Here is a 22,132-nt window from a genome sequence, read left to right as displayed (position 1 = left end):
AGCCCGTGACTCGGCAACCCCCGACGGATCCACGAATCCGTTCCCTCATCGATCTCGCACGCCGCCAGCAGTTGAGTCGCAGGACCTTGCTCGCCGGTGCCGGCGCCGGGGCCACCGCGCTCGCGCTCGCCGCGTGTCAGAGCGGACCGCGCGCGAAGCCGACGCCCGCCGCCGACCGTTCGGACGGCGATCCGACCGTCCGCTGGGCGAACTGGGCCGCATACATCGACGAGGACGACGACGGCAACTACCCGACGCTGCAGGCGTTCACCGAGGCCACCGGCATCTCGGTCGACTACCAAGTCGCCGTCGACGACAACAACACTTACTACGGCAAGGTGAAGGACCAGCTCGCGCTCGGCCAGGACATCGGCTCCGACACCGTCTGCCTCACCGACTGGATGGTGGCTCGCTGGATCCGCTTCGGCTACACGCAGGAGCTCGACCACGGCAACATGCCGAACCTCGCGAACCTCAACCCGGCGCTCCGCGACCCCGACTTCGACCCCGGCCGCACGTACTCCGTGCCGTGGCAGGGCGGCTTCGGCGGAATCTGCTGGAACAAGGAGGCGATCCCCGGGGGCATCACGCGGGTGTCCGACCTCTGGGACCCCTCGCTCAAGGGCCGAGTCGGCGTGCTCTCCGAGATGCGCGACACCATGGGCTGCATCATGCAGGACCTCGGCACCGACATCGCCGGGGACTGGGGCGACGACGAGTTCACCGCGGCGATCGACGTGTTCCGGGAGCAGGTCGACCGCGGTCAGGTGCGCAACATCAAGGGCAACGCCTACCTGGAAGACCTGAAGTCCGGCGACACGCTCGCGGCGATCTGCTGGTCCGGCGACATCACCGTCATCAATGCGGAAGCCGGCGACAAGTGGGAGTTCGCCCTGCCCGCAGGCGGCGGCACGCTGTGGAACGACAACTTCCTCGTCCCCGTCGGCTCGCCGCGCAAATCGAACGCCGAGCGGCTCATCGACTTCTACTACCAGCCCGAGATCGCCGCGGAGGTGGCGGCCTGGGTGAACTACATCACTCCCGTCGAGGGGGCGAAGGAGGCCGCGATGGCCATCGACCCCGAGCTCGCCGAGAACCAGCTCATCTTCCCGAACGCCGACACGCTCGAGCAGGCCCATGTCTTCCGAGGGCTCACGGCGCGCGAGGAGCAGAAGTACCAGACCCAGTTCCAGTCGATCCTGTTGGGAGTGTGACCATGGCGATGCGCGAATTCGCCGAGCGCGGCGCGGACCTCGAGCTCGTCGGCATCCACAAGCGATTCCCCGGCTTCACCGCGATCGAAGAACTCGATCTCACGATCCCGGCGGGATCCTTCTTCGCCCTCCTCGGGCCGTCGGGCTGCGGCAAGACGACGACGCTCCGGCTCGTGGCCGGGCTCGACGAGCCGACGAACGGACGGATCCTCATCGGGGGAACCGATGTCACCGCCACTCGATCGCATGAGCGCCCGGTCAACACGGTCTTCCAGAGCTACGCGCTCTTCCCGCACATGACGATCCTCGAGAACGTCGCGTTCGGGCTTCGCCGCCGACGCATCGACGACCCGGCCGGGAAGGCGCACGAAGCGCTCCGCCTCGTCGAACTCGATCATCTCGCCCAGCGACGGCCCCAGCAGCTCTCCGGCGGTCAGCAGCAGCGCGTCGCACTCGCCCGGGCGATCGTGAACCGACCCGCGCTGCTCCTGCTCGACGAACCGCTCGGCGCGCTCGACCTCAAGCTGAGGCGGCAGATGCAGCTCGAGCTCAAGGCGATCCAGGAAGAGGTCGGCCTCACCTTCCTGCACGTCACCCATGACCAGGAGGAGGCCATGACGATGGCCGACACCGTCGCGGTCATGAACAAGGGGCGCATCGAGCAGATGGGCGCCCCCGAGGAGCTCTACGAACTGCCGAGGACGGCGTTCGTCGCGAACTTCCTGGGCCAGTCGAATCTCTTCACCGGCGACGTCGTGGGCGCCACGGACACGGCGATCGCAGTCGACGCCGCCGGCTCGCGCATCGTCGTCCCGACGGCACGCGCGCAGCGCCACTCGGGGCAGGTCACGGTCGGCGTCCGCCCCGAGAAGGTCGAACTGCACCGCGAACAGCCCGTGGTCGAGGCGGACCGAAATCTCATCGGCCCGGGCGTCGTCACCGACGTCTCCTTCTCAGGCGTGAGCACCCAGTACCTCGTCGAGATCCCCGGAGCCGGGCGCGTGCTGGTGTTCGCGCAGAACATCGGTTTCGGCCCGGCGGCCGCTGAGGGCGACCGCGTCTGGGTGAGCTGGGCGGTCGAGCACGGCTTCGGTCTCGAGGACACGCCGGACGAATCACGCTTCCAGGCGGATGCCTCGACGAGCGCCATCGCGGCCCAGCACCGCGACGCGCTCGTGGCGGAGCTCGAGGAGCACTGAGGTGGCCTTCGCAGCCTTCGCCACGGCCGAAGCGCAGCCGCAGGCACCGAGGAAGCGCAGCGCGATCGCCCTCGTGCTGCTCGCCCCCGGCATCGCCTACCTCGTGCTGTTCTTCCTCACGCCGCTCGTCTCGCTCCTGCTCACCTCGCTGCAGGTGCAGAGCGAGTTCGGCGACATCGGCGAGTTCGACTACGCCTTCAACTGGCAGAACTACGTCGACGTCGTCACCTCGTACTGGCCGCACATCCTGCGCTCGTTCGGGTACGCGCTCGTGGCGACCGTGCTCGCCCTCGTGATCAGCTATCCGATCGCGTACTTCATCGGCGTGAAGGCGCGCAGCAAGCCGCTCCTGCAAGGCATCCTGCTCGTCCTCGTGATCGCCCCCTTCTTCATCTCCTTCCTGCTGCGCACCCTGGCCTGGAAGCAGGTGCTCTCCGACGAGTCGTTCATCATCACCTCGCTGAAGGCGCTGTCGCTCATGGCGCCGGACGCGCACTTCACCGGCACCCCGTTCGCGGTCATCTTCGGTCTGACGTACAACTTCATCCCGTTCATGACCCTGCCGCTCTACACCACCCTCGAGCGGCTCGACCTCCGCTACCTGGAGGCGGGCGGCGACCTGTACGCGAGCCCGGCGACGGTCTTCCGCAAGGTCACCGTGCCGCTGTCGATGCCGGGCATCGTCGCCGGCACGCTGCTCACCTTCATCCCCGCGGCCGGCGACTACGTGAATGCGAGCCGCGACTTCCTCGGCGGGCCGGGCACGCAGATGATGGGCAACGTGATCGAGGCGAACTTCCTCGTGCTGTTGAACTATCCGGCGGCGGCGGCACTCTCCATCATCCTGATGGCGGCGATCCTCATCCTCGTCGGCATCTACGTCAAGCGGAGCGGAACGGAGGACCTGCTGTGAGCGGTGAAGGACAGGCCGGAGCGGTCCTCGGCGGACTCGCCGAGAGCGAGCAGCTCGAGCAGCGCCCGCAGCCGACGCGCGAGCGGCCCCGGCGCGGGCTCGGCCGCTGGCTGCTGCCCACCTACGTGACGATCGCGTTCGCGTTCCTCATGATCCCGATCGTGTACACCTTCGTGTTCAGCTTCAACGACTCGGTGAAGTCGAACATCGCGTGGCGCGGGTTCACCTTCGACAAGTGGCTGAACGTCTGCAACGTCGAAGGCGGTGCCGTCTGTCAGGCGTTCGGCAACAGCATCGTGATCGGGCTCGTCGCGACGGTCCTGGCCACGACGCTCGGCACGATGATCGCGATCGCGCTCGTGCGCTACCGCTTCCGCGCCCGCTCGGCGATCAGCCTGCTGCTGTTCCTGCCGATGGCGACGCCGGAGGTGGTGCTCGGTGCGGGCCTGGCTGCGCAGTTCCTCGCCGTCGGCGTGCCGAAGGACATGCTGACGATCATCCTGGCCCACACGATGTTCTGCATCAGCTTCGTCGTGGTCACGGTGAAGGCGCGGGTCGCGAGCCTCGACCCGGCGCTCGAGGAGGCGGGCCGCGACCTGTACGGCTCGCCGTCGCAGGTGTTCTGGCGGGTGACGTTCCCGCTGCTGCTGCCCGGCATCCTCGCGGCCGCGCTGCTCTCCTTCGCGCTCAGCTTCGACGACTTCATCATCACGAACTTCAATTCCGGTTCCGTGTCGACGTTCCCGAAGTACATCTACATCTCTGCGGCACGAGGCATCCCGGCCGAGGCGAACGTGATCGCCTCCGCGGTGTTCCTGTTCGCCATGATCCTCGTGATCACGGTGCAGGTGTCGCGCGCGGCGCGCGAGAAGCGGCTCGCCAAGCTGAGCTGAGCGGAGCAGACCAGGGCAGAGCGGACCAGGGCAGAGCAGAGTTGAACTGAGGCGGGGCGGGCGCTCCGACGAGCGCCCACCCCGCCTCAACCGGCGGACGAGACTGGCGGCGTCAGACGGTCGCCCGGATCTCGCCGACCGGGCGGTCGCCGCCCATCACCCAGAGGTCGAGCTCCGCACGTGCGAGGTCGACGTCGTCGTGGTCGAGGGCGCGCGCGTCGGCGAGCAGGCGGAGCGCGACGATCGTCGAGGCCCGCGAGGAGCCGTCGAGCACCTTGAGTGCGACGGTCGTGCCGTTCGGGGCGGTCATGACCATGACGCCCTCGGCGCCGAACTTCGCGAACACGCCGAGTCGTTCGATCGCCACGGTGTCAGGCTGCCCGGGGCCCGCGACCGCCCACGGATGCGCCCGTGCGGCCGAGGCCAGCTCCGCGGCTTCGCGGTAGAGCGCGAACGGCGAGCTGGTCTGCGCGGTCGTGATCTTCTGAATCCCGCGGGCGAGCCCGGTGAGACTGACGGCGTGCACCGGCGCGCCGCAGCCGTCGACGGCGCTCGCCGCCGGACGCTCGCCGGTCAGCCGCTCGAGCACGTCGAGGATCTTCTTCTGCAGGGGGTGCTCGGGGGAGAGGTAGCCCTCGACGGGCCAGCCGTTCTGCACGCAGGCGAGCAGCATGGCCGCGTGCTTGCCCGAGCACGTCATGAAGACCCGTTCGGCCGAACCGCCCGAACGCAGCAGCTGCTCGCGCGCCGTGCGATCGCCGGGCAGGGCGGGCGGGCAGCCGAGCGCCGATGCGCTCAGGCCCTCCCGGTCGAGCAGCCCCTTCACGAGCGCCACGTGGGCGGCCGTGCCGGAGTGGCTCGCCATCGCGATGGCGGCGTCCTCACCGCGCAGGACGACCCCGGAGGTCATCACGGCCACGGCCTGGAACGGCTTCAGCGCCGAGCGCGGGAAGACCGGGGTGCGCACGTCGCCGAGACTGCGCAGCACCTCGCCCTCGGGGGTGAGCACGATGGCGGAACCGGCGTGCCTGGACTCGATGAAACCACTGCGTTCGACCACTGCGAGTTCGACGGAATCGGCGATGTTGAAGGTGCCGGCCATTAGCCGAGCGTCGCGAGGCCGGACTCGAGCACGCCGAGCGCGTCCTCGATGAGCTCGTCGGTCACGGCGAGGCTCGGCAGGAAGCGGAGCACGTTGCCGTAGGTGCCCGCGCTCAGCAGCAGCACGCCCTGCTGGGCGGCGTGGGCGATGAGCGCCCCGACCGCCTCGGGGTACGGCTCCTTCGTCGTGTCGCGGGTTCCGGGCCGGACGAGCTCGATCGCGATCATCGCGCCCTTGCCGCGGATGTCGCCGATGACGTCGAAGCGCTCGGCGAGCGAGCGGAGCCCGGCCGTGAGGCTCGCCTCGATGCGGCGGGCCTCCGCCAGGAGGTCGTCCTCCTCGATCGCCTCGAACACGGCGACGGCCGCCGCGCAGGCGACCGGGTTGCCGCCGAAGGTGCCGCCGAGGCCGCCGGGCTGCGCCGCGTCCATGATCTCGGCGCGGCCCGTGACGGCGGCGAGCGGGAGTCCGCCGGCGATGCCCTTGGCGGAGAGCACGAGATCGGGCTCCCAGCCGAACTGCTCGCTCGCGAAGTAGCTGCCGCTGCGGGCCATGCCCGACTGGATCTCGTCGGCGATCATGACGACGCCGTGCTCGGTGCACCAGGCCTGCAGCGCCGGCAGGAACCCGTCGGCGGGCACCATGAAGCCGCCCTCACCCTGGATGGGCTCGACGACGAGGCACGCCAGGTCTTCGGCGCCGACGACCTTCTCGAGGTAGGCGATCGTGCGGGCCGCGGCCTGCTCGCCGCTGAGCCCGTCGCGGTACGGGTAGGAGTTCGGCGCGTGGTAGACGTCTCCCGCGAGCGGACCGAAGCCGGAGGCGTACGGGTGGGCCTTGTAGTTCATGGCCATCGTGAGGTTGGTGCGACCGTGGTAGGCGTGGTCGAGCACCGCGACGCCGCGACGGCGGGTGAACTTGCGCGCGATCTTCACGCCGTTCTCGACGGCTTCGGCGCCCGAGTTCACGAGCACGGACTTCTTCGCCCAGTCGCCCGGCGTGTGCTGGGCGAGGAGCTCGGCGACCCGCACGTACTCCTCGTACGGGGTGACGGTGAACAGCGTGTGGGTGACGTCCTGCAGCTGCGCGGTGGCCGCCTCGACGACGTGCCGCTCGGTGTGGCCGACGGTGGTGACGCCGATGCCGCCGCCGAAGTCGACGAAGCGGTTGCCGTCGACGTCGACGAGGATGGCGCCATTGGCGCGCTCGATGTAGACCGGCAGGGCGCTCGAGACGCCCGCGGAGACGACGGCGGTGCGTCGCTCGTGCAGCGCGATCGACTTCGGGCCGGGGACGGCCGTGACGAGCTGGCGCTGCTGCGGCACCGTGTGCGAGGGTGCGATCTGGGTCTCAGTCATGATGCGCCCAAGCTTATCCCCGAGGCAGAATCGTGTGGGCGGTCGATCCGGCCGCCGACCCGGACCGCCGAGCCGCGCCCGGGCTGAGGCATGGTCGGACGGAGTCGGGATGCTGGGCGAACACCACTACGAGGTCGCGGTCGAGTGGACCGGCAACCTGGGCGCGGGCACGAGCGGCTACCGCGCGTACTCGCGTCGCCATCTCGTCCGCGGGGCGGGCAAGGAGCACGAGATCGCGGGGTCCGCCGATCGCACCTTCCACGGCGACCGCGAGCGCTGGAACCCCGAGGAGCTCCTGCTCGCCGCGCTGAGCCAATGCCACATGCTGTCGTACCTGCACGTGGCGACGAATCACGGCGTCGTCGTGCTCGGCTACGAGGACGCCGCGACGGGCACGATGAGCGAGGACGGTCGAGGCGGCGGGGCGTTCGTCGCCGCGACCCTGCGGCCCCGGGTGACGGTCGCGGACGCGGCCATGGCCGAGCGCGCCCAGCAGCTGCACGCCGAGGCCGCGGAGAAGTGCTTCATCGCGGCATCCGTCGCCTTCCCCGTCGGCCATGAGCCGAGCGTCGAGGTCGCGACGGCCGACTGAGCCGCGCCGGCCGGCGCCCGGCGACGGCCCGCGCCCGGCGACGGCCGGCGCGGTCGAGACGGGCTCAGTCCGCGCGCGGCGGCGCGGTCGGGATGCCCGGGGTCGGGCAGACCTGCCCGTCGACGAGGCGGCTGCACGGCGGCAGGAAGCCCGGGTAGCGCTCGCTCGTGGGGTCGCCGAACCACCGGTTCCACAGCAACCAGAAGTTCAGATTGCCCCAGGCCGAGCAGCCGTCGCCGCCCGCGTCGGCCGAGGCGAGCGCAGCCTCGTTGGGCTGGTAGGGCGTGTAGTTGTAGAGGTTCGCGGTCGCCTGGTTCTGGATGAGCACGGTGCTGACGCCGCACGCGGCGTCGGGGTTGTAGGAGACCGGCACCGCCCCGATCCGGTACTGCCGGTCCGGCTGCTGGGTGTACTGCCGGAACTGCCACGCCGCGTTGTAGAGCTGGTTGAAGAAGCCGAAGTACTTCACGTCGCAGTCGGCGGTGTCGGGGCAGGCGTAGCCCGTCGCCCGCAGGTAGCCGTGCTCGCTCGGCCGGGTGAGCAGCGACTGCTCCTTCTGCAGGAGCACGAGCAGCGTCTTCGGGCTCACTCCGCAGGCGACCGCGGTCTTCGCGATGATGCGGCTCGCGCGCTCCTTGACCGCGCCGCGGTACTCGGCGCAGTGCCCAGGACCCGCGGCGGGCTGCGTCTCGGTCGTCTGCCGGTAGTCGGCGAGGCAGGTGATGCCCGCGTCGGGCCGGCAGGGCAGCGCTTCGAGGAAGTCCTGGATCTGTTCCTCGTCGAGTGCGGTCGAGTCGAAGAAGCTGTCGTCGCTGACGATCAGGCCCGGGTCGAAGTCGGAGGTGTCGACCTCGTCGATCTGCTCCGGGTTCGCCCGGACGGTCGCCGCGGGGTCGACCGCCGGGGCGCAGGCGGCGAGCAGCACGACGACGCCGGCGGCGAGCGCGGCGAGGGCGGAGAGCGGTCGGAGCCTGGTCACCCGCTCGACGCTAGCGGGTGCGGGTGCCAAGCGGCTGAGAAGCGGCGGCACGTCGCGACGCCGGCGCGCTCGTCGCTCAGACCCGTTCGCGCGGGACGACCCGGTCGGCGATGCGGGCGATCGCGCTCTGCGGGGGCGTCTCGTTGTAGCGGCCGGCGAGCTCCTGACCGCTCAGGGCGTGGATCGCGGCCATGATCTCGTCGGTCGCCGCCCGCCGGGCCTTGCCGGACTCGGCGCTGCCGTGCACCGAGAGGTCGAGCGGCTCGCCGAAGCGGACCTGCACGGGCCGGATGCGCGGGAACTTGGCGCCCACCGGCTGGATCTCCTGGGTGCCGACGAGCCCGACCGGCACGACGGTCGCCCCGGTGGTGAGCGCGAGCCAGGCGACGCCCGTGCGGCCCTTGTACAGCCGGCCGTCGAGCGAGCGGGTGCCCTCCGGGTAGAGCGCGAAGGCGTTGCCGCCCTCCAGGATGCGACGGCCGAGATCGAGGGCCTCTTGGGCCTGGGAGCCGGCGCCGCGCTCGACGCTCACGGCGCCGATCGAGCCGAAGAAGGTGCGCGAGACCCACCCCTTCAGTCCCTTGCCGGTGAAGTAGTGCGACTTCGCGAGGAACTGCACGGGGCGGGGCGCGGCGAGCGGGATCACGATGCTGTCGATGAACGAGAGATGATTCGAGGCCAGGATGACCGGCCCGCGTCGGGGCACGTGCTCGCGGCCCGTGATCTTCGGCCGGTAGACGATCGCCACCAGGGGACGGAGGATGCCTCGCACGATCGTGTACAGGGGGCCAGGGCGCTTCGGCGCAGCAGGGACGGCTTCGGCCTCGATCTCGCTCACCAGACGAGCGTAGGGCCAGCCGTATGCGGCTGACGGCATACCCGGAACCCCGGGCGGCGAGGCGTCGTCGGCCCTAGGGTGGAGGCGTGCGCAGCGTGATCGTCCTCGGCTCATCCGGTTCCATCGGCACCCAGGCGCTCGACGTCATCCGCGCGAATCCGCGGCGTTTCGAGGTCGTCGGCCTCGCGGTCGGCTCCGACCGGGCGACCCTCGAGCGGCAGGCCGCGGAGTTCGGCGTCGAGCACACGGCGGTCGGCATCGAGGAGGCCGTGCAGCTCGTGCGCGACGTCGACGCCGACGTCGTGCTGAACGGCATCACCGGCTCGGTCGGGCTCGGCCCGACCCTGGCGACCCTCCGGCGGGGCACGACCCTCGCGCTCGCGAACAAGGAGTCGCTCATCGTGGGCGGCGATCTCGTGACGGGGCTCGCGGCCCCCGGGCAGATCGTGCCGGTGGACTCCGAGCACTCCGCCATCGCGCAGGCGCTGCGCTGCGGCACCGATGACGAGGTGCGCCGGCTCGTGCTCACCGCGTCCGGCGGGCCGTTCCGTGGCCGGACGCGCGAGCAGCTCGAAGCGGTCACGCCGGCGGAGGCGCTCGCGCACCCGACCTGGGACATGGGGCTCGTCGTCACGACGAACTCCGCGACGCTCGTGAACAAGGGCCTCGAGGTCATCGAGGCGCACCTGCTCTTCGACGTCGACTACGAACGGATCGACGTGGTGGTGCACCCGCAGTCGATCGTGCACTCGATGGTGGAGTTCATCGACGGCTCGACGGTCGCGCAGGCCTCGCCGCCCGACATGCGGCTGCCGATCTCCCTCGGGCTCGACTGGCCGAACCGGGTGGGGGCGGTCGGCCGGCCGCTCGACTGGACGCAGGCGCAGAGCTGGACCTTCGAACCGCTCGACGACGAGGCGTTCCCCGCCGTGCGGCTCGCCAAGCAGGTGGGGCGCGCGGGCGGCGAGTACCCGGCCGTGTACAACGCGGCGAACGAACAGGCGGTCGCGGCGTTCCACGCCGGCCGCATCGGCTTCCTCGACATCGTCGACACCGTGCGAGAGGTCGTCGGGCAGCACGAGGCCGCCGGCACGCTGACCCTCGAGTCGCTCGCCGCGGCCGAGGCATCCGCCCGCCGCTCGGCCGACGCGCGCATCGCACGCCGCTCAGCGGATCGATAGCCGCCGCCCAGCGGCCTCCGAGCGGATCGCAGTACGCTTCACCCCGTGGAATCCGTGCTCGCCTTCGTGATCGGCGTCGTCATCATCGTGATCGGCCTCGGTCTGTCGATCGGCCTGCACGAGATCGGGCACCTGGTGCCCGCGAAGCTCTTCAAGGTGAAGGTCACCCAGTACATGATCGGCTTCGGGCCGACCATCTTCTCCCGCCGCAAGGGCGAGACCGAGTACGGGGTGAAGGCGATCCCGCTCGGCGGCTACATCTCGATGATCGGCATGTTCCCGCCCGGCAAGGGCGGGCAGGCGAAGGCCGACTCCACCGGGTTCTTCCGCGGCCTCGTGCAGGACGCGCGCGACTCCAGCGCGGAGTCGATCACGCCGGGCGACGAGGACCGCGCCTTCTACCGGCTGCCGGTGTGGAAGCGCATCATCGTCATGTTCGGCGGCCCGTTCATGAACCTGCTGCTCGCCGTGCTCTTCTTCGGCATCCTCTTCATGGGGCTCGGCATGCCGCAGCCCTCGACCACGATCGGCAGCGTGAACGCCTGCGCGCTCCCCGCCACGAGCGAGCGGCAGACGTGCGAGAGCGGCGACCCGCAGGCGCCCGGCGCCGAGGCGGGGCTGAAGCCCGGCGACCGCATCGTCTCGATCGACGGCACCCCGATCACCAGCTGGGCCCAGTCGACGGCACTCATCCGGGAGCACCCGAACGAGGCGATGACCTTCGTCGTCGAGCGCGACGGCGCCGAGCGCGAGCTCACCGTCACCCCCATGCTGAGCGAGCGCTACGCGCTCGACGAGCGGGGCGAGGTCATCACGGGAACGGACGGCCAGCCCGAGACCATCTCCGCCGGCTTCGTCGGCATCGGCGCCGCGAACGAGCGCGTCGCCCAGTCGCCCGGCACGACCCTCGAGGCGGTCGGTCAGCAGATCTCCGGCGTCGCCGGCATCATCGTGAACCTGCCGCAGCGCATGATCGACGTCGCGAACGCGGCGTTCGGGCCGGGGGAGCGCGACCCGAACGGGCCGATCTCGGTCGTCGGCGTCGGCCGCGTCGCGGGGGAGATCGCGACGATCGACACGATCCCGCTCGTCGACAAGGCGGCCGGCATGATCGGCATCCTCGGGTCCCTCAACGTCGCGCTGTTCGTCTTCAACCTCATCCCGCTCCTGCCGCTCGACGGCGGCCACATCGCGGGAGCGCTGTGGGAGGCGATCCGCCGCGGCTTCGCGAAGCTGTTCCGCCGCCCCGACCCGGGGCCCGTGGACCTCGCGAAGCTCATGCCGCTCACCCTCGGCGTCGTGGTCGTCGTCGGGGCGATGAGCGCGCTCCTCATCTACGCCGACCTCGTGAAGCCGGTGACGCTGCTCTGAGCCGGCCCGACCGCGCAGCAGCACGTCCGGCCCGGCGCCGGGCGCCGCGCTGGCTACGCCGCGGGGAGTACGGCGGCCGACTCCCGTGGGCGGATCCGGGCGGGATGCCGCGGGGCTACGATCGGGACATGCCCGTGCCCCCGTGGGACGACCCGGCTGCGCGGCAGGGTCCGCCGCCCGCCGTCGCGCTGGTCCTGCCCGTCGTGCTCAGCCTGCTCGTGCAGGTGCCGGCGGCGATCGGCATCGCCGTCTGGACGGCCGCCCCGCCGGCGCTCGCCGCGCTGCAGATCGCGCTCGCCGTAGCCGGCGCGCTCGCCCTGCTCGGCTCACGGCGCTGGCCCGGCCCGACCGTCGCGCTCGTCGCGCTGCTCGCGCTCGCCGCGGTGCTCACCGGCCCCGACGTTGGTCCCCCGTACCTCGCGCTCGCCTTCGCGATCGTGCTGGCGATCGTGCGCGGGGCGGCGGTCTGGGCCGCGAGTTCGGTCGGCGTCGCCTGGGTGGCCGCCGTCGCCCTGGGGCCGGCGACGGGGCACGGCTGGTCGCCGTTCCGAGTCGCCGCGACCACCGCGGGCCTCGGGCTCTGCTTCGCGATCGGCTGGTTCGCGCGTCGTCGTCGGGAGCGGGCGAGCGCCTTCCGGGAGGCGATGGCGCGGCGCCGGCGGAGCGCCGAGGAACGCGAGCGCGTGCGGATCGCGCGCGAGCTGCACGACGTGCTCGGCCACGCGCTCTCGCAGATCAACGTACAGGCGAGCGTGGGGCTGCACCTCATGGACCGCGACCCCGAGCAGGCGCGCAGCGCACTCGCGAGCATCAAGGGCGCCTCGAAGACCGCGCTCGAAGAGGTGCGGAGCGTGCTCGGTGTGCTCCGCGAGGGCGAGGCGCCGCTCGCGCCCCAGGCCGAGCTCGCGCAGCTGCCGCGCCTCGTCTCGGAGTTCGCCGTGCCCGGGCTCGCCGCAGGCATCGACGACCGGCTCGGCGGCGAGGTGCCGGCCCGACCCACGCAGTTCGCCGCCTACCGCATCGCGCAGGAGGCGCTGACGAACGTCGCGCGGCACGCCGAGGCGACGCGGGTCGAGCTGCGCCTCGAGCGCGACGGGAACGTCTTCGTGCTCACGGTCGACGACGACGGGGTCGGGTTGCCCGCCGCCGCCGAGGCGACGACGGGCGCCATCGCGCTCGGCGACGGGCTGGAGGCCGGCCGCGGCATCCTCGGCATGCGCGAGCGGGCGGCGCTGCTCGGCGGCACCGTCGACTTCGCGGGCTCGCCGTTCGGCGGCACGCGGCTCACCGCGCGCCTGCCCTGGGGAGCGCCGCCATGAGCGTGCACGCCGAGGGGGACGTCGCGCCCCCGACGATCCGCGTCGCGCTCGCGGACGACCAGCTGCTCGTGCGCGCCGGCTTCCGGGCGTTGCTCGACGCCGAGCCCGACGTCGAGGTGGTGGCCGAGGCGGCCGGCGGCCGGGAGCTCCTCGCTCGGATCCGCGAGCGGCCGGTTGACGTCGTGCTGATGGACATCCGGATGCCGGACGGCGACGGCCTCTGGGCGACGGAGCAGATCGCCGCCGACCCGGCGCTCGCGGACGTGCGGGTCGTCATCGTCACGACCTTCGAACTCGACGAGTACGTGGCGCGGGCGGTGCGGGCCGGGGCGAGCGGCTTCCTCGTGAAGGACATCGAGCCGGTCGACCTCATCCGCGCCGTGCGCGTCGTCGCCGCGGGCGAGGGGCTGCTCTCGCCCGGGGTCACGCGACGGCTGCTGGAGCGGCTCTCCAGGGGCCTCCGCGAATCCCCACGGAGGGCCGAGCTCGAGGTGCTCACCGAGCGCGAGCGCGAAGTGCTGCGCCTCGTCGGACTGGGCCTCACGAACGAGGAGATCGCGGCACGGCTCGTGCTCAGCCCGCTGACCGCGAAGACGCACGTCTCCCGCATCATGTCGAAGGTGCACGCCCGCGACCGGGTGCATCTCGTCGTGCTCGCCTATGAGACCGGACTCGTCGCGCCGGGCTGGCAGGACCCGGCCGGCTGAGCTTCGCCGCGCGGCGCGCCTCGCCCCTCGGGCCTGCTCCCGGGGGAGCAGTCGAGGTGTCTCCCGCCGGCGGATTCGCGGGACGCCTTCGACGAGGAGGCTCGGATCGGATCGGCCCGTCCGGGGCCGACCGGATCGCAAAGGACCGCACCATGCTCTCCACCACTCTCGCAGCGGCCGTGGCCGCGCACGCCGGCCCCTGGGCCGCCGGATTCGGCTGGGTGTTCTTCCTCATCCCGCTGTTCTGGATCCTCGTCTTCGTGCTCCTGTTCGGGGTGCTCGGTCGCCGCTGGCGCCGCGCCGCGTGGGCGCAGGACGGCGGCTACGGGCCGCCCTGGGCGCGCGGGGCGAGCGCCGAGCAGACGCTCGCCGAGCGCTTCGCCAAGGGCGACATCGACGAGCAGGAGTACCGCGCCCGGCTCGAGGTGCTGCGCGCGAACCGGCCCGCCGGCTGAGCCCGGATGGCGGGCGCCGCGGGCGCCCGCCATCCGCTCCGCCTCAGCGCCCGAGGATCTCCTCGAGCGCGCGGCGCTGGTGGCGGTGACCGACGGTCTCGTAGCCGATCACGACGACGAGCGGCGCGAGCGCCGCGATCAGGATGCCGACGGGCAAGCTCGCCCCAGCCGCGACGGCCGCGACGGCGAGTGCCAGCACCACGAGGCTGCCGAGGTACAGGCCGATGTGGAACGGGTCGAAGCGGCCGAGCAGGAACGAGTACAGGGCGAACAGCATCGTCAGGAAGACGGCGACGGGCACGACGACCGTCGCGAGCGCGGCGAGCTCGGAGATGGCCACGTCGCCGGCGATCGCGTTCGCGGCGACGTGCAGGCCCGCACCGCTCGCGGCGAGCGAGCCGAAGACGATCATGTGCCCGTATCCCCACACGAAGGAGCGTCGCGGGAATCTCGCGAGCAGCGTGCCGGACGGCATGGTGAAGTAGCTCCACCAGAGGCCGAAGGCGAGGAGCACCCCGCCGAAGGCGACGATCACGGCATCGGCCGACCAGCCCTGCTCCTCGACCACGGCGGAGATGGCGAGGATCGTGCCGAGCACGATCTCGCCGAGGGTGATGATGACGAGCAGCGAGTAGCGCTCGGCGATGTGATGCGGATGCCACGGGGTGGTCCCGCCGCGACGCTCGGCCAGGAGCGGCACGAGCATCTCGGCCGCGCCGAAGAGCACCATGAGCCAGATCGCGACCCCGAACGGCGGGTACACGACGATCTGCACGATCCAGGCGATCTGCACGATGCCGAGGAGTCCCGCGTAGCGGAGCGCCGTGCGACGGTACCGCGGATCGTGCCGGGCGACCCGCAGCCAGAGCGCGATCGTCGAGACCCGCATCACGACGTATCCCGCGATCATGATCCCGTTCTCGACGTGCGCGCCCTCCTCGATCGAGTGGAACAGCGGCGGGAGGCCGAGCGCGAGCACCAGCACGCCGAGCATCTGCACCATCGTGGCGATGCGCACGAACACGTCGTCGTTGTCGAAGGCGCTGGCGAGCCAGGAGTAGTTGATCCAGGCCCAGCAGATGGCGAAGATCGCGAGGCAGAAGGCCAGGAGCGCCGGGCCGAAGCTGCCGATGCCGAGCAGGTGCGCCGCTTGCGAGCCGGCCTGGCTGAACGCGACGACGAGGGTGAGGTCGTAGAGCAGTTCGAGCGGCGTCGCCGCCCGGTGCTGCTCCTCCGGGTCGCGGCCGACCATGCGGCGCAGCCGATGGTCGAGCGGCGGATGCGCGGTCGAGGTCATGCGCACATCGTCGCACGGCGGGCGGGAACGGCGACAGCCCCCGGATCGGCGGCGATCCGGGGGCTGTCGGGGTGGTCGGAAGGTCAGCGGGACAGCAGCAGCGCCTCGCCCTGGCCGCCGCCGCCGCAGAGCGCGACGGCCGCCCGCCCGCCGCCACGGCGCGAGAGTTCGAGCGCGGCGTGCAGTGCGAGCCGGGCGCCGGAGGCGCCGATCGGGTGGCCGAGGGCGATCGCGCCGCCGTGCACGTTGACCCGCTCGTGGTCGAGGCCGAGGTCGCGGGCGGACTGCAGGGAGACGGCGGCGAAGGCCTCGTTGATCTCGACGAGGTCGAGCTCCTCGGCCGTCCAGCCCGCACGCGTCAGCGCCGCCTGGATCGCGTTCGACGGCTGGGAGTGCAATGAGTTGTCGGGACCCGCGACCTGTCCAGCGGCGCCAATCACGGCGAGCCAGCTGAGTCCCCGCTCCTCGGCCCAGCTGCGGCTCGCGACGACGACCGCCGCCGCGCCGTCCGACAGCGGCGAGGAGTTGCCGGCCGTGATCGTGCCCTCGGCGGCGAACGCCGGGCGGAGCTTCGCGAGCACCTCGACGGAGGAGTCCGGGCGGACGCCCTCGTCGGCGGACACGGTGACCGGCTCGCCCTTGCGCTGCGGGATCTCGACGGGCACGATCTCGTCGGTGAAGACGCCCTCCGCCTGGGCGCGGCCCGCCCGCACGTGGGAGGCGGCGGCGATCTCGTCCTGCTCGGGGCGGCCGATGCCGTAGCGGCCGTTGACCCGCTCGGTGGAGGCCCCCATCGACTCGCGGTCGAAGGCGTCGGTGAGCCCGTCGTGCGCGGCGTGGTCGATGAGCTCGATGCTGCCGTACGTGTGCCCGGCGCGGGAGCCCGGGAGCAGGTGCGGCGCCTTGGTCATGGACTCCTGCCCGCCGGCGACGACGACGCTCGCCTCGCCGAGGCGGATCAGGCGCGCCGCATCGGTGATCGCGACGAGGCCGGACAGGCACACCTTGTTCAGCGTCGTCGCCGGCACGCTCCAGGGGATGCCCGCGGCGACGGCGGACTGCCGGGCGGGGTTCTGCCCGGCGCCGGCCTGCAGCACCTGGCCCATGATGACCGCGTCGACGTCCTCCGGGGCGACGCCGGCGCGCTCGAGGGCCCCGCGGATCGCGGCCGTGCCGAGCTCGACGGCCGTGCGGCTCGCGAGATTGCCGTTGATGCGGGCGAACGGGGTGCGGGCGCCGGCGATGATGACGACGTCTTCGGTGCTCATGGTGGGTGGACTCCTTCGTCGGGGCGCGGGCTTGCGCGACCTCACCATTCTACGGTTCAGTTAACGGTGATTCACCGGAATCGCGGCGAGCGGCCCGATTCCCGGCGGTCGACGTGACGAGGAGGTCGCGACATGACGCTCGACAAGACCGTGCCCGATGCCGCGACGGCGGTCGCCGACATCCCCGACGGCGCCTCGCTCGCCGTCGGCGGCTTCGGCCTCTGCGGCATCCCGATGGTGCTCATCGACGCGCTGCTCGCGCGCGGGTCCCGCGAGCTCGCGGTGGTGTCGAACAACTGCGGCGTCGACGACTGGGGGCTCGGCGTGCTGCTCGCCGCCGGACGCATCCGCAAGATGACCTCCTCGTATGTGGGCGAGAACAAGGAGTTCGAACGGCAGTACCTGTCCGGTGAGCTGGAGCTCGAGCTGACCCCGCAGGGCACCCTCGCCGAGAAGCTCCGCGCCGGGGGAGCGGGCATCGCCGCCTTCTTCACGCAGACCGGAGTCGGAACGCAGGTCGCCGAGGGCGGGCTGCCGCAGCGGTACGCCGTGGACGGCGGGATCGCCGTGGCATCCGCCCCGAAACCGGTGCAGCGCTTCGAGGTCCGCGGCGAGCTGCGCGACTTCGTGCTCGAGGAGGCCATCACGACCGACTTCGCGCTCGTGCACGCGCAGCGCGGCGACCGGCACGGCAACCTCGTCTTCGAGAAGTCGGCTCGCAACTTCTCGCCGCTCGCCGCGATGGCCGGGCGGATCTGCATCGCCGAGGTGGAGGAGCTCGTCGAGCCCGGCGAGATCGATCCGGACGCGGTGCACCTGCCCGGGATCTTCGTCGACCGGGTCGTCGAAGTGGGCGCCGACGTCGAGAAGCGCATCGAACGTCGCACCGTGCGAGAGGAGCACTGAGATGGCGCTCAGCCGACTGGAGATGGCGGCGCGAGCCGCGAAGGAGCTCGCCGACGGCTCGTACGTGAACCTCGGCATCGGACTGCCGACCCTGGTGCCGAACTACGTGCCCGACGGTGTCACCGTGGTGCTGCAGTCCGAGAACGGCATCCTCGGTGTCGGCCCGTACCCGCGCGAGGACGAGGTCGATCCCGACCTCATCAACGCGGGGAAGGAGACCGTGACGGTGCTGCCCGGCGCGGCCTTCTTCGACTCGGCGACCAGCTTCGGCATGATCCGCGGCGGCAAGGTCGACGCCGCGATCCTCGGTGCGATGCAGGTGTCCGCCACGGGCGACCTCGCGAACTGGATGATCCCCGGCAAGATGGTGAAGGGCCCGGGCGGGGCGATGGATCTCGTGCACGGCGCCCGTCGGCGGATCGTGCTGATGGAGCACGTCGCGAAGGACGGCTCGCCCAAGATCGTGCGCGAGTGCTCGCTGCCCCTGACCGGCCGCGGCGTGGTCGACCGGATCATCAGCGATCTCGCCGTCATCGACGTCACGCCGGCCGGGCTGCGGCTGGTGGAACTCGCACCGGGCGTCGGGGTCGAGGAGGTCGTCGCCGCGACCGAGCCCCCGCTCGACGTCACGGCCGTCGCGCACTAGCGCGGATCCGGCGACGGCGGAAGGGGCTGCGGCATCCCGCCGCGTTCGGCCAGAATCGCAGGGTGGAACGCCCAGCATCGCCCGTGCAGCTGAGCCGTGCCGCGTGGTGGGTCGCCGCCCGTCGCACGGCGCGGACCTTCTTCGAGGGCAACGGCATCGACCGCGCAGCGGCGCTCGCCTTCTTCAGCGTGCTCGCGCTCTTCCCGGCGATCCTCGTGACCGCGTCGATCCTCGCCCTCGCCGGGCAGGAGGGCCGCGCACTCGGCGCGGCGATCGACCTCGCGGGCGACGTGCTGCCTCGTGAGACGGTCGAATTCCTCAGGGAGCGGCTCGGCGAGTTCGCGGTCTCGCCGGCGGCGACGCTCGGCGTGGTGACGGGTGCAGTCGTGGCGCTCTGGACCGCCTCCGCGTACGTGACGGCGTTCGGCCGAGCCATGAACGACGTCTACGGCGTCGACGAGGGGCGGCCCGTCTGGAAGCTGCGGGGCATCCAGCTGCTCGTCACGGCGGGGTTCCTGGCCCTCGTCTCGATCATCGTGCTGCTCCTCCTCCTCGGCGGCGGGATCGCCACGGCGGTCGCCGAGCAGCTCGGCGCGGGCGAGGCAGTTCAACTCACCTGGGCGATCGCGCGCTGGCCGCTCATGTTCGCGGTGCTCGTCTGCCTCATCGCGCTGCTCTACCGGGCGACGCCGAACGTTCGGCAGCCGAGGTTCCGCTGGTTGAGCGTCGGTGCCGTCCTGGCGATCGTGGTGGTCGCGGGCGCCTCGGCGGCCTTCGCCTGGTACCTCACGGCGTTCGCCGACTACGACCGGGTGTACGGCTCGCTCGCCGGCGCCGTGGTCTTCCTGGTGTGGCTCTGGCTGGTGAACGGCGGTCTACTGATCGGTGCCGCCTTCGACGCCGAGCTCGAGCGTGCACGCGAACTTCAGGCGGGGGCGCACGCCGAGGATCGGATCCTCCTGGAGCCGCGCGACACGACGCGCATGGCGCGGAACGCCGAGCGGATCGCTGCCGAACGGGAGCGGGCCCGGCGGCTGCGCCGCGACGCCGGCGAGTAGCTCGTTACCGGATCGTACTCTCCGCTCGCTGCGCAGGGGTGGATGCGTCCAGCAGAATGTACTCGACGGGCGGGGGATGCCCGGAGAGGCATGGTGGGGAATGCGCCGGATGCGCGTGGGGATGTTCGGGGCCGTCGTGGCGGCTGCGCTGGTGTTGACAGGATGCGCGGCGGAGCCGGTTCCGACCCCGATTCCGTCGGCGAGTGAAGCCGCGCCGACACCGAGCGAGTCCGCCCCGAGTGCAGATCCGTCGGCATCGGTCGTCGCGCTGGTCCTGCGTCCGACGGAGCTCGAGCTGCGCAACGAGGCCGGGGAGGTGCTCGAGCGGCTCGACTACCGCAGCGACTTCGACCAGGTCAAGGCCGAGCTCGAAACGGTGCTCGGCGCAGCCGAGGAGACGGAGGAAGCTCGCGGGACGAGCCACTTCCCGCCGAGCACGATGCACCGCTGGGGCGGATTCGAGCTCTGGGAGCAGCGCTACGTGGACCGTTGGGAGAGCTTCGCGGACGACGAGCGCTCGTTCGTCAAGCCCAGCTTCCTCGTTCGCTTCACCGGGCCCGAAGCCGCAGGTGTTCGGCTCGAGACGATATCCGGGATCGGGGCGGGGGCGGCATGGACGGACCTCGAGGAACTGCCGGAGCTTCAGACCAACCCGTCCGGCTGCTCCGGTCCCTACGTCGATTTCCTGGATGAACCGGCGGTCAACGCCGACGGAGAGGCATACGTGTCGCGTACGGGCGTGGACTTCGTGGAGTCCGAGGACGGACTGACCGTGGCGGCCGTTCGTGCGCCGATCGCCGTGACGGCCGGGTGCGCCTGATGCGCCGCACGCGTGTGGGGATCCTCGGGGCCGTCGTGGCGACCGCGCTGGTGTTGACGGGATGCGCGGCGGAGCCGGCTCCGACCCCGACTCCGAGCCCTTCGGCGGCGCCGCCCGTCTCGCCGACCCCCACTCCCAGCGCCGACCCGCTGGCCGCCGTCGACGCGCTCGTCGTCCGGCCGACCGTGCTCGAGCTCCGCGCCGGCGAGGAAGTGGTCGAGTCGCTCGACTACATGTCCGACCCGAGTGAGGCCGTTGCCGTGCTCACCGCGCTGTTCGGTCGCCCGGCCGCCGAAGAACCCTACGACGGCGGCAACCACCGGCCCGACGGCATCCGCCACGCGTGGGGCGACTTCGTCCTCGATGAGCGGTTCTACGACGAGGATCGCCGGCAGCGCGATGGCTACGACTGGCTCATCTGGCCGCGGTTCGCGGTCTACTTCGACGGTCCGGTCGCAGAAGGCATCGCCCTTCGGGCGCACGACGGCTCGCAGGCCGGGGAGGAGTGGGCGGTGCTCGCGGAGCTGCCGTCGTTCGACCCCGAGCTCCGGGTGTGCGTCGGCACGTCGATCGAGGCGGAGACGATCCAGGTGCCCGGCGACTCGCCCGACCGGGCGAACGTGGTGGCGACGGAGAACGAGGACGACGGCACCGTGCGCTGGATCGGCGCTCCCGAGATGGAGGCGGACGGCTGCGCGTAGCGCGACCACGGGACACGTCGGGACTTCGCCCCACTCGGCCGCGACCCAGCCGGGCGGAACTAGACTGCAAGACGTGCCTGCAGTGAATCTCGGAATGCCGAAGGTCCCCGAAGTCCTGGCCCCGCGACGCAAGTCCCGCCAGATCAAGGTGGGCAAGGTGCTCGTCGGCGGCAACGCCCCGGTGAGCGTGCAGTCGATGACCACGACGCCCACCACGAACATCAACGCGACACTGCAGCAGATCGCCGAGCTCACCGCCTCGGGCTGCGACATCGTGCGCGTCGCGGTGCCGAGCCGCGACGACGCCGAGGCGCTGCCGATCATCGCGAAGAAGAGCCAGATCCCGGTCATCGCCGACATCCACTTCCAGCCGAACTACGTGTTCGCCGCGATCGACGCCGGCTGCGCGGCCGTGCGGGTGAACCCCGGCAACATCCGCAAGTTCGACGACCGGGTGGGCGAGATCGCGGCCGCGGCGAAGGCCGCCGGCGTCTCGCTGCGCATCGGCGTGAACGCCGGGTCGCTCGACCCGCGGCTGCTCGAGAAGTACGGCAAGGCGACGCCGGAGGCGCTCGTCGAGTCGGCGGTGTGGGAGGCCTCGCTCTTCGAGGAGCACGACTTCCACGACTTCAAGATCTCCGTGAAGCACAACGACCCCATCGTCATGGTGAAGGCGTACCGACTGCTCGCCGAGCGCGGCGACTGGCCGCTCCACCTGGGCGTGACCGAGGCGGGTCCGGCGTTCCAGGGCACCATCAAGAGCGCGACGGCCTTCGGCATCCTCCTCGGGGAGGGCATCGGAGACACCATCCGCGTCTCCCTGTCGGCCCCGCCGGTCGAGGAGGTCAAGGTGGGCCTGCAGATCCTGCAGTCGCTGAACCTCCGCGAGCGCAAGCTCGAGATCGTGTCCTGCCCGTCCTGCGGGCGCGCGCAGGTCGACGTCTACACCCTCGCGAACGACGTGACCGAGGGCCTCAAGGACGTCACCGTCCCGCTCCGCGTCGCCGTCATGGGCTGCGTCGTGAACGGCCCCGGCGAGGCGCGCGAGGCCGACCTCGGCGTCGCCAGCGGCAACGGCAAGGGCCAGATCTTCGTCAAGGGCGAGGTGATCAAGACGGTGCCCGAGGCGGAGATCGTGCAGACGCTCATCGCCGAGGCGCAGCGCATCGCGGACGAGATGGGCGGGGACGCCCCGACGGGCGCCCCGACGGTCGTCACCGTCTGATCCGAGCTCCGCGTCGAACGACCCCCACTCGGGTGCCCCGAGCTGGGGGTCGCTCCGTGTGCGCCAGGGGTGGAGAATCGGGGCACTCCC

22 protein-coding genes are annotated in these 22,132 nt (G+C 71.6%); 16 read left to right on the top strand and 6 right to left on the bottom strand.

Annotated features, from left to right (window positions below):
- The first annotated feature begins 86 nt into the window (after window positions 1-86).
- The 4 genes from IEY71_RS14915 (at window position 87) to IEY71_RS14900 (ending at window position 4,219) form a co-directional block, all read left to right on the top strand.
- Window positions 87-1,214, top strand: a complete 1,128-nt coding sequence (locus tag IEY71_RS14915) for an ABC transporter substrate-binding protein (protein WP_269061115.1) — start codon at window positions 87-89, stop codon at window positions 1,212-1,214.
- A 2-nt stretch (window positions 1,215-1,216) separates the two neighbouring features.
- A complete protein-coding gene (locus IEY71_RS14910) occupies window positions 1,217-2,413 on the top strand; it encodes an ABC transporter ATP-binding protein (RefSeq protein ID WP_189086148.1) in 1,197 nt (398 codons plus the stop codon).
- 1 nt (window position 2,414) lies between these two features.
- Window positions 2,415-3,326, top strand: a complete 912-nt coding sequence (locus IEY71_RS14905) for an ABC transporter permease (RefSeq protein ID WP_189086147.1) — start codon at window positions 2,415-2,417, stop codon at window positions 3,324-3,326.
- Window positions 3,327-3,475: 149 nt separating this feature from the next.
- On the top strand, window positions 3,476-4,219 hold the full coding sequence (locus IEY71_RS14900; RefSeq protein WP_189086208.1) for an ABC transporter permease: 744 nt from the start codon (window positions 3,476-3,478) through the stop codon (window positions 4,217-4,219).
- 112 nt (window positions 4,220-4,331) lie between these two features.
- Here the strand turns inward: IEY71_RS14900 and IEY71_RS14895 are convergent, their stop codons facing one another.
- Window positions 4,332-5,321 carry an asparaginase gene (locus IEY71_RS14895; RefSeq protein ID WP_189086146.1) on the bottom strand — a complete coding sequence of 330 codons (990 nt, stop codon included), beginning with the start codon at window positions 5,319-5,321 and terminating at the stop codon, window positions 4,332-4,334.
- Window positions 5,321-6,679, bottom strand: a complete 1,359-nt coding sequence (gabT, locus tag IEY71_RS14890) for a 4-aminobutyrate--2-oxoglutarate transaminase (protein ID WP_189086145.1) — start codon at window positions 6,677-6,679, stop codon at window positions 5,321-5,323. Before gabT ends, IEY71_RS14895 begins: the two co-directional genes overlap by 1 nt.
- Window positions 6,680-6,788: 109 nt before the next feature.
- Between gabT and IEY71_RS14885 the strand changes: the two genes are divergently transcribed.
- Entirely contained in the window at window positions 6,789-7,271 is a 483-nt protein-coding gene (locus IEY71_RS14885; RefSeq protein WP_189086144.1) for an OsmC family protein, read from the top strand.
- Window positions 7,272-7,335: 64 nt separating this feature from the next.
- On the opposite strand, the gene IEY71_RS14880 is transcribed toward IEY71_RS14885, so the two are convergent.
- Together IEY71_RS14880 and IEY71_RS14875 are read right to left on the bottom strand one after the other, a co-directional pair.
- Entirely contained in the window at window positions 7,336-8,250 is a 915-nt protein-coding gene (locus IEY71_RS14880) for a hypothetical protein (RefSeq protein ID WP_189086143.1), read from the bottom strand.
- A gap of 76 nt (window positions 8,251-8,326) precedes the next feature.
- Entirely contained in the window at window positions 8,327-9,127 is an 801-nt protein-coding gene (locus tag IEY71_RS14875) for a lysophospholipid acyltransferase family protein (RefSeq protein WP_189086142.1), read from the bottom strand.
- A gap of 47 nt (window positions 9,128-9,174) precedes the next feature.
- Here IEY71_RS14875 and dxr point away from each other — a divergent pair, with 47 nt between their 5' ends.
- The 5 genes from dxr (at window position 9,175) to IEY71_RS14850 (ending at window position 14,121) form a co-directional block, all read left to right on the top strand.
- Window positions 9,175-10,269: a 1-deoxy-D-xylulose-5-phosphate reductoisomerase gene (gene dxr, locus IEY71_RS14870; protein WP_189086141.1), complete on the top strand. Its 1,095-nt coding sequence runs from the start codon at window positions 9,175-9,177 to the stop codon at window positions 10,267-10,269.
- Window positions 10,270-10,314: 45 nt separating this feature from the next.
- A complete protein-coding gene (locus IEY71_RS14865) occupies window positions 10,315-11,640 on the top strand; it encodes a M50 family metallopeptidase (RefSeq protein ID WP_229781778.1) in 1,326 nt (441 codons plus the stop codon).
- A 128-nt stretch (window positions 11,641-11,768) separates the two neighbouring features.
- On the top strand, window positions 11,769-12,959 hold the full coding sequence (locus tag IEY71_RS14860) for a sensor histidine kinase (RefSeq protein ID WP_189086140.1): 1,191 nt from the start codon (window positions 11,769-11,771) through the stop codon (window positions 12,957-12,959).
- Complete coding sequence (locus IEY71_RS14855) at window positions 12,956-13,666, top strand: response regulator transcription factor (protein ID WP_189086139.1); 711 nt, start codon at window positions 12,956-12,958, stop codon at window positions 13,664-13,666. Before IEY71_RS14860 ends, IEY71_RS14855 begins: the two co-directional genes overlap by 4 nt.
- 152 nt (window positions 13,667-13,818) lie before the next feature.
- Entirely contained in the window at window positions 13,819-14,121 is a 303-nt protein-coding gene (locus IEY71_RS14850; protein ID WP_189086138.1) for an SHOCT domain-containing protein, read from the top strand.
- A 43-nt stretch (window positions 14,122-14,164) separates the two neighbouring features.
- Here IEY71_RS14850 and IEY71_RS14845 read toward each other — a convergent pair whose 3' ends face one another.
- On the bottom strand, window positions 14,165-15,418 hold the full coding sequence (locus tag IEY71_RS14845; protein WP_229781777.1) for a low temperature requirement protein A: 1,254 nt from the start codon (window positions 15,416-15,418) through the stop codon (window positions 14,165-14,167).
- Between the two features lie 83 nt (window positions 15,419-15,501).
- Window positions 15,502-16,686: an acetyl-CoA C-acetyltransferase gene (locus IEY71_RS14840; RefSeq protein WP_189086137.1), complete on the bottom strand. Its 1,185-nt coding sequence runs from the start codon at window positions 16,684-16,686 to the stop codon at window positions 15,502-15,504.
- Window positions 16,687-16,818: 132 nt separating this feature from the next.
- Between IEY71_RS14840 and IEY71_RS14835 the strand changes: the two genes are divergently transcribed.
- The 6 genes from IEY71_RS14835 (at window position 16,819) to ispG (ending at window position 22,042) form a co-directional block, all read left to right on the top strand.
- A complete protein-coding gene (locus IEY71_RS14835; protein WP_189086136.1) occupies window positions 16,819-17,592 on the top strand; it encodes a CoA transferase subunit A in 774 nt (257 codons plus the stop codon).
- A 1-nt stretch (window position 17,593) separates the two neighbouring features.
- Window positions 17,594-18,238 carry a CoA transferase subunit B gene (locus IEY71_RS14830; RefSeq protein ID WP_189086135.1) on the top strand — a complete coding sequence of 215 codons (645 nt, stop codon included), beginning with the start codon at window positions 17,594-17,596 and terminating at the stop codon, window positions 18,236-18,238.
- A 62-nt stretch (window positions 18,239-18,300) separates the two neighbouring features.
- The gene (locus tag IEY71_RS14825; RefSeq protein ID WP_189086134.1) at window positions 18,301-19,296 is read left to right on the top strand and encodes a YihY/virulence factor BrkB family protein; all 996 of its coding nucleotides are present in this window, start codon (window positions 18,301-18,303) and stop codon (window positions 19,294-19,296) included.
- Between the two features lie 76 nt (window positions 19,297-19,372).
- Window positions 19,373-20,116 carry a hypothetical protein gene (locus tag IEY71_RS14820; protein WP_189086133.1) on the top strand — a complete coding sequence of 248 codons (744 nt, stop codon included), beginning with the start codon at window positions 19,373-19,375 and terminating at the stop codon, window positions 20,114-20,116.
- On the top strand, window positions 20,116-20,817 hold the full coding sequence (locus IEY71_RS14815; protein ID WP_189086132.1) for a hypothetical protein: 702 nt from the start codon (window positions 20,116-20,118) through the stop codon (window positions 20,815-20,817). Before IEY71_RS14820 ends, IEY71_RS14815 begins: the two co-directional genes overlap by 1 nt.
- A gap of 94 nt (window positions 20,818-20,911) precedes the next feature.
- Window positions 20,912-22,042, top strand: coding sequence for a flavodoxin-dependent (E)-4-hydroxy-3-methylbut-2-enyl-diphosphate synthase (ispG, locus tag IEY71_RS14810; protein ID WP_189086205.1), 1,131 nt, complete (start codon window positions 20,912-20,914; stop codon window positions 22,040-22,042).
- Window positions 22,043-22,132 lie beyond the last annotated feature (90 nt).

This window comes from Agromyces mediolanus, assembly GCF_014648575.1.
Taxonomy (GTDB): domain Bacteria; phylum Actinomycetota; class Actinomycetes; order Actinomycetales; family Microbacteriaceae; genus Agromyces; species Agromyces mediolanus.
This window is presented reverse-complemented; position numbering and strand designations above follow the sequence as displayed.

What these genes read in the sequence shown, in the direction of transcription:
- IEY71_RS14910 (WP_189086148.1), top strand. Translation starts at nt 1,217, where the DNA reads ATGGCGATGCGCGAATTCGCCGAGCGCGGCGCGGACCTCGAGCTCGTC.
- IEY71_RS14900 (WP_189086208.1), top strand. Translation starts at nt 3,476, where the DNA reads ATGATCCCGATCGTGTACACCTTCGTGTTCAGCTTCAACGACTCGGTG.
- IEY71_RS14895 (WP_189086146.1), bottom strand. Translation starts at nt 5,321, where the DNA reads ATGGCCGGCACCTTCAACATCGCCGATTCCGTCGAACTCGCAGTGGTC.
- gabT (WP_189086145.1), bottom strand. Translation starts at nt 6,679, where the DNA reads ATGACTGAGACCCAGATCGCACCCTCGCACACGGTGCCGCAGCAGCGC.
- IEY71_RS14885 (WP_189086144.1), top strand. Translation starts at nt 6,789, where the DNA reads ATGCTGGGCGAACACCACTACGAGGTCGCGGTCGAGTGGACCGGCAAC.
- IEY71_RS14875 (WP_189086142.1), bottom strand. Translation starts at nt 9,127, where the DNA reads ATGCCGTCAGCCGCATACGGCTGGCCCTACGCTCGTCTGGTGAGCGAG.
- IEY71_RS14860 (WP_189086140.1), top strand. Translation starts at nt 11,769, where the DNA reads ATGCCCGTGCCCCCGTGGGACGACCCGGCTGCGCGGCAGGGTCCGCCG.
- IEY71_RS14855 (WP_189086139.1), top strand. Translation starts at nt 12,956, where the DNA reads ATGAGCGTGCACGCCGAGGGGGACGTCGCGCCCCCGACGATCCGCGTC.
- IEY71_RS14850 (WP_189086138.1), top strand. Translation starts at nt 13,819, where the DNA reads ATGCTCTCCACCACTCTCGCAGCGGCCGTGGCCGCGCACGCCGGCCCC.
- IEY71_RS14845 (WP_229781777.1), bottom strand. Translation starts at nt 15,418, where the DNA reads ATGACCTCGACCGCGCATCCGCCGCTCGACCATCGGCTGCGCCGCATG.
- IEY71_RS14840 (WP_189086137.1), bottom strand. Translation starts at nt 16,686, where the DNA reads ATGAGCACCGAAGACGTCGTCATCATCGCCGGCGCCCGCACCCCGTTC.
- IEY71_RS14835 (WP_189086136.1), top strand. Translation starts at nt 16,819, where the DNA reads ATGACGCTCGACAAGACCGTGCCCGATGCCGCGACGGCGGTCGCCGAC.
- IEY71_RS14830 (WP_189086135.1), top strand. Translation starts at nt 17,594, where the DNA reads ATGGCGCTCAGCCGACTGGAGATGGCGGCGCGAGCCGCGAAGGAGCTC.
- IEY71_RS14820 (WP_189086133.1), top strand. Translation starts at nt 19,373, where the DNA reads ATGCCCGGAGAGGCATGGTGGGGAATGCGCCGGATGCGCGTGGGGATG.
- IEY71_RS14815 (WP_189086132.1), top strand. Translation starts at nt 20,116, where the DNA reads ATGCGCCGCACGCGTGTGGGGATCCTCGGGGCCGTCGTGGCGACCGCG.
- ispG (WP_189086205.1), top strand. Translation starts at nt 20,912, where the DNA reads ATGCCGAAGGTCCCCGAAGTCCTGGCCCCGCGACGCAAGTCCCGCCAG.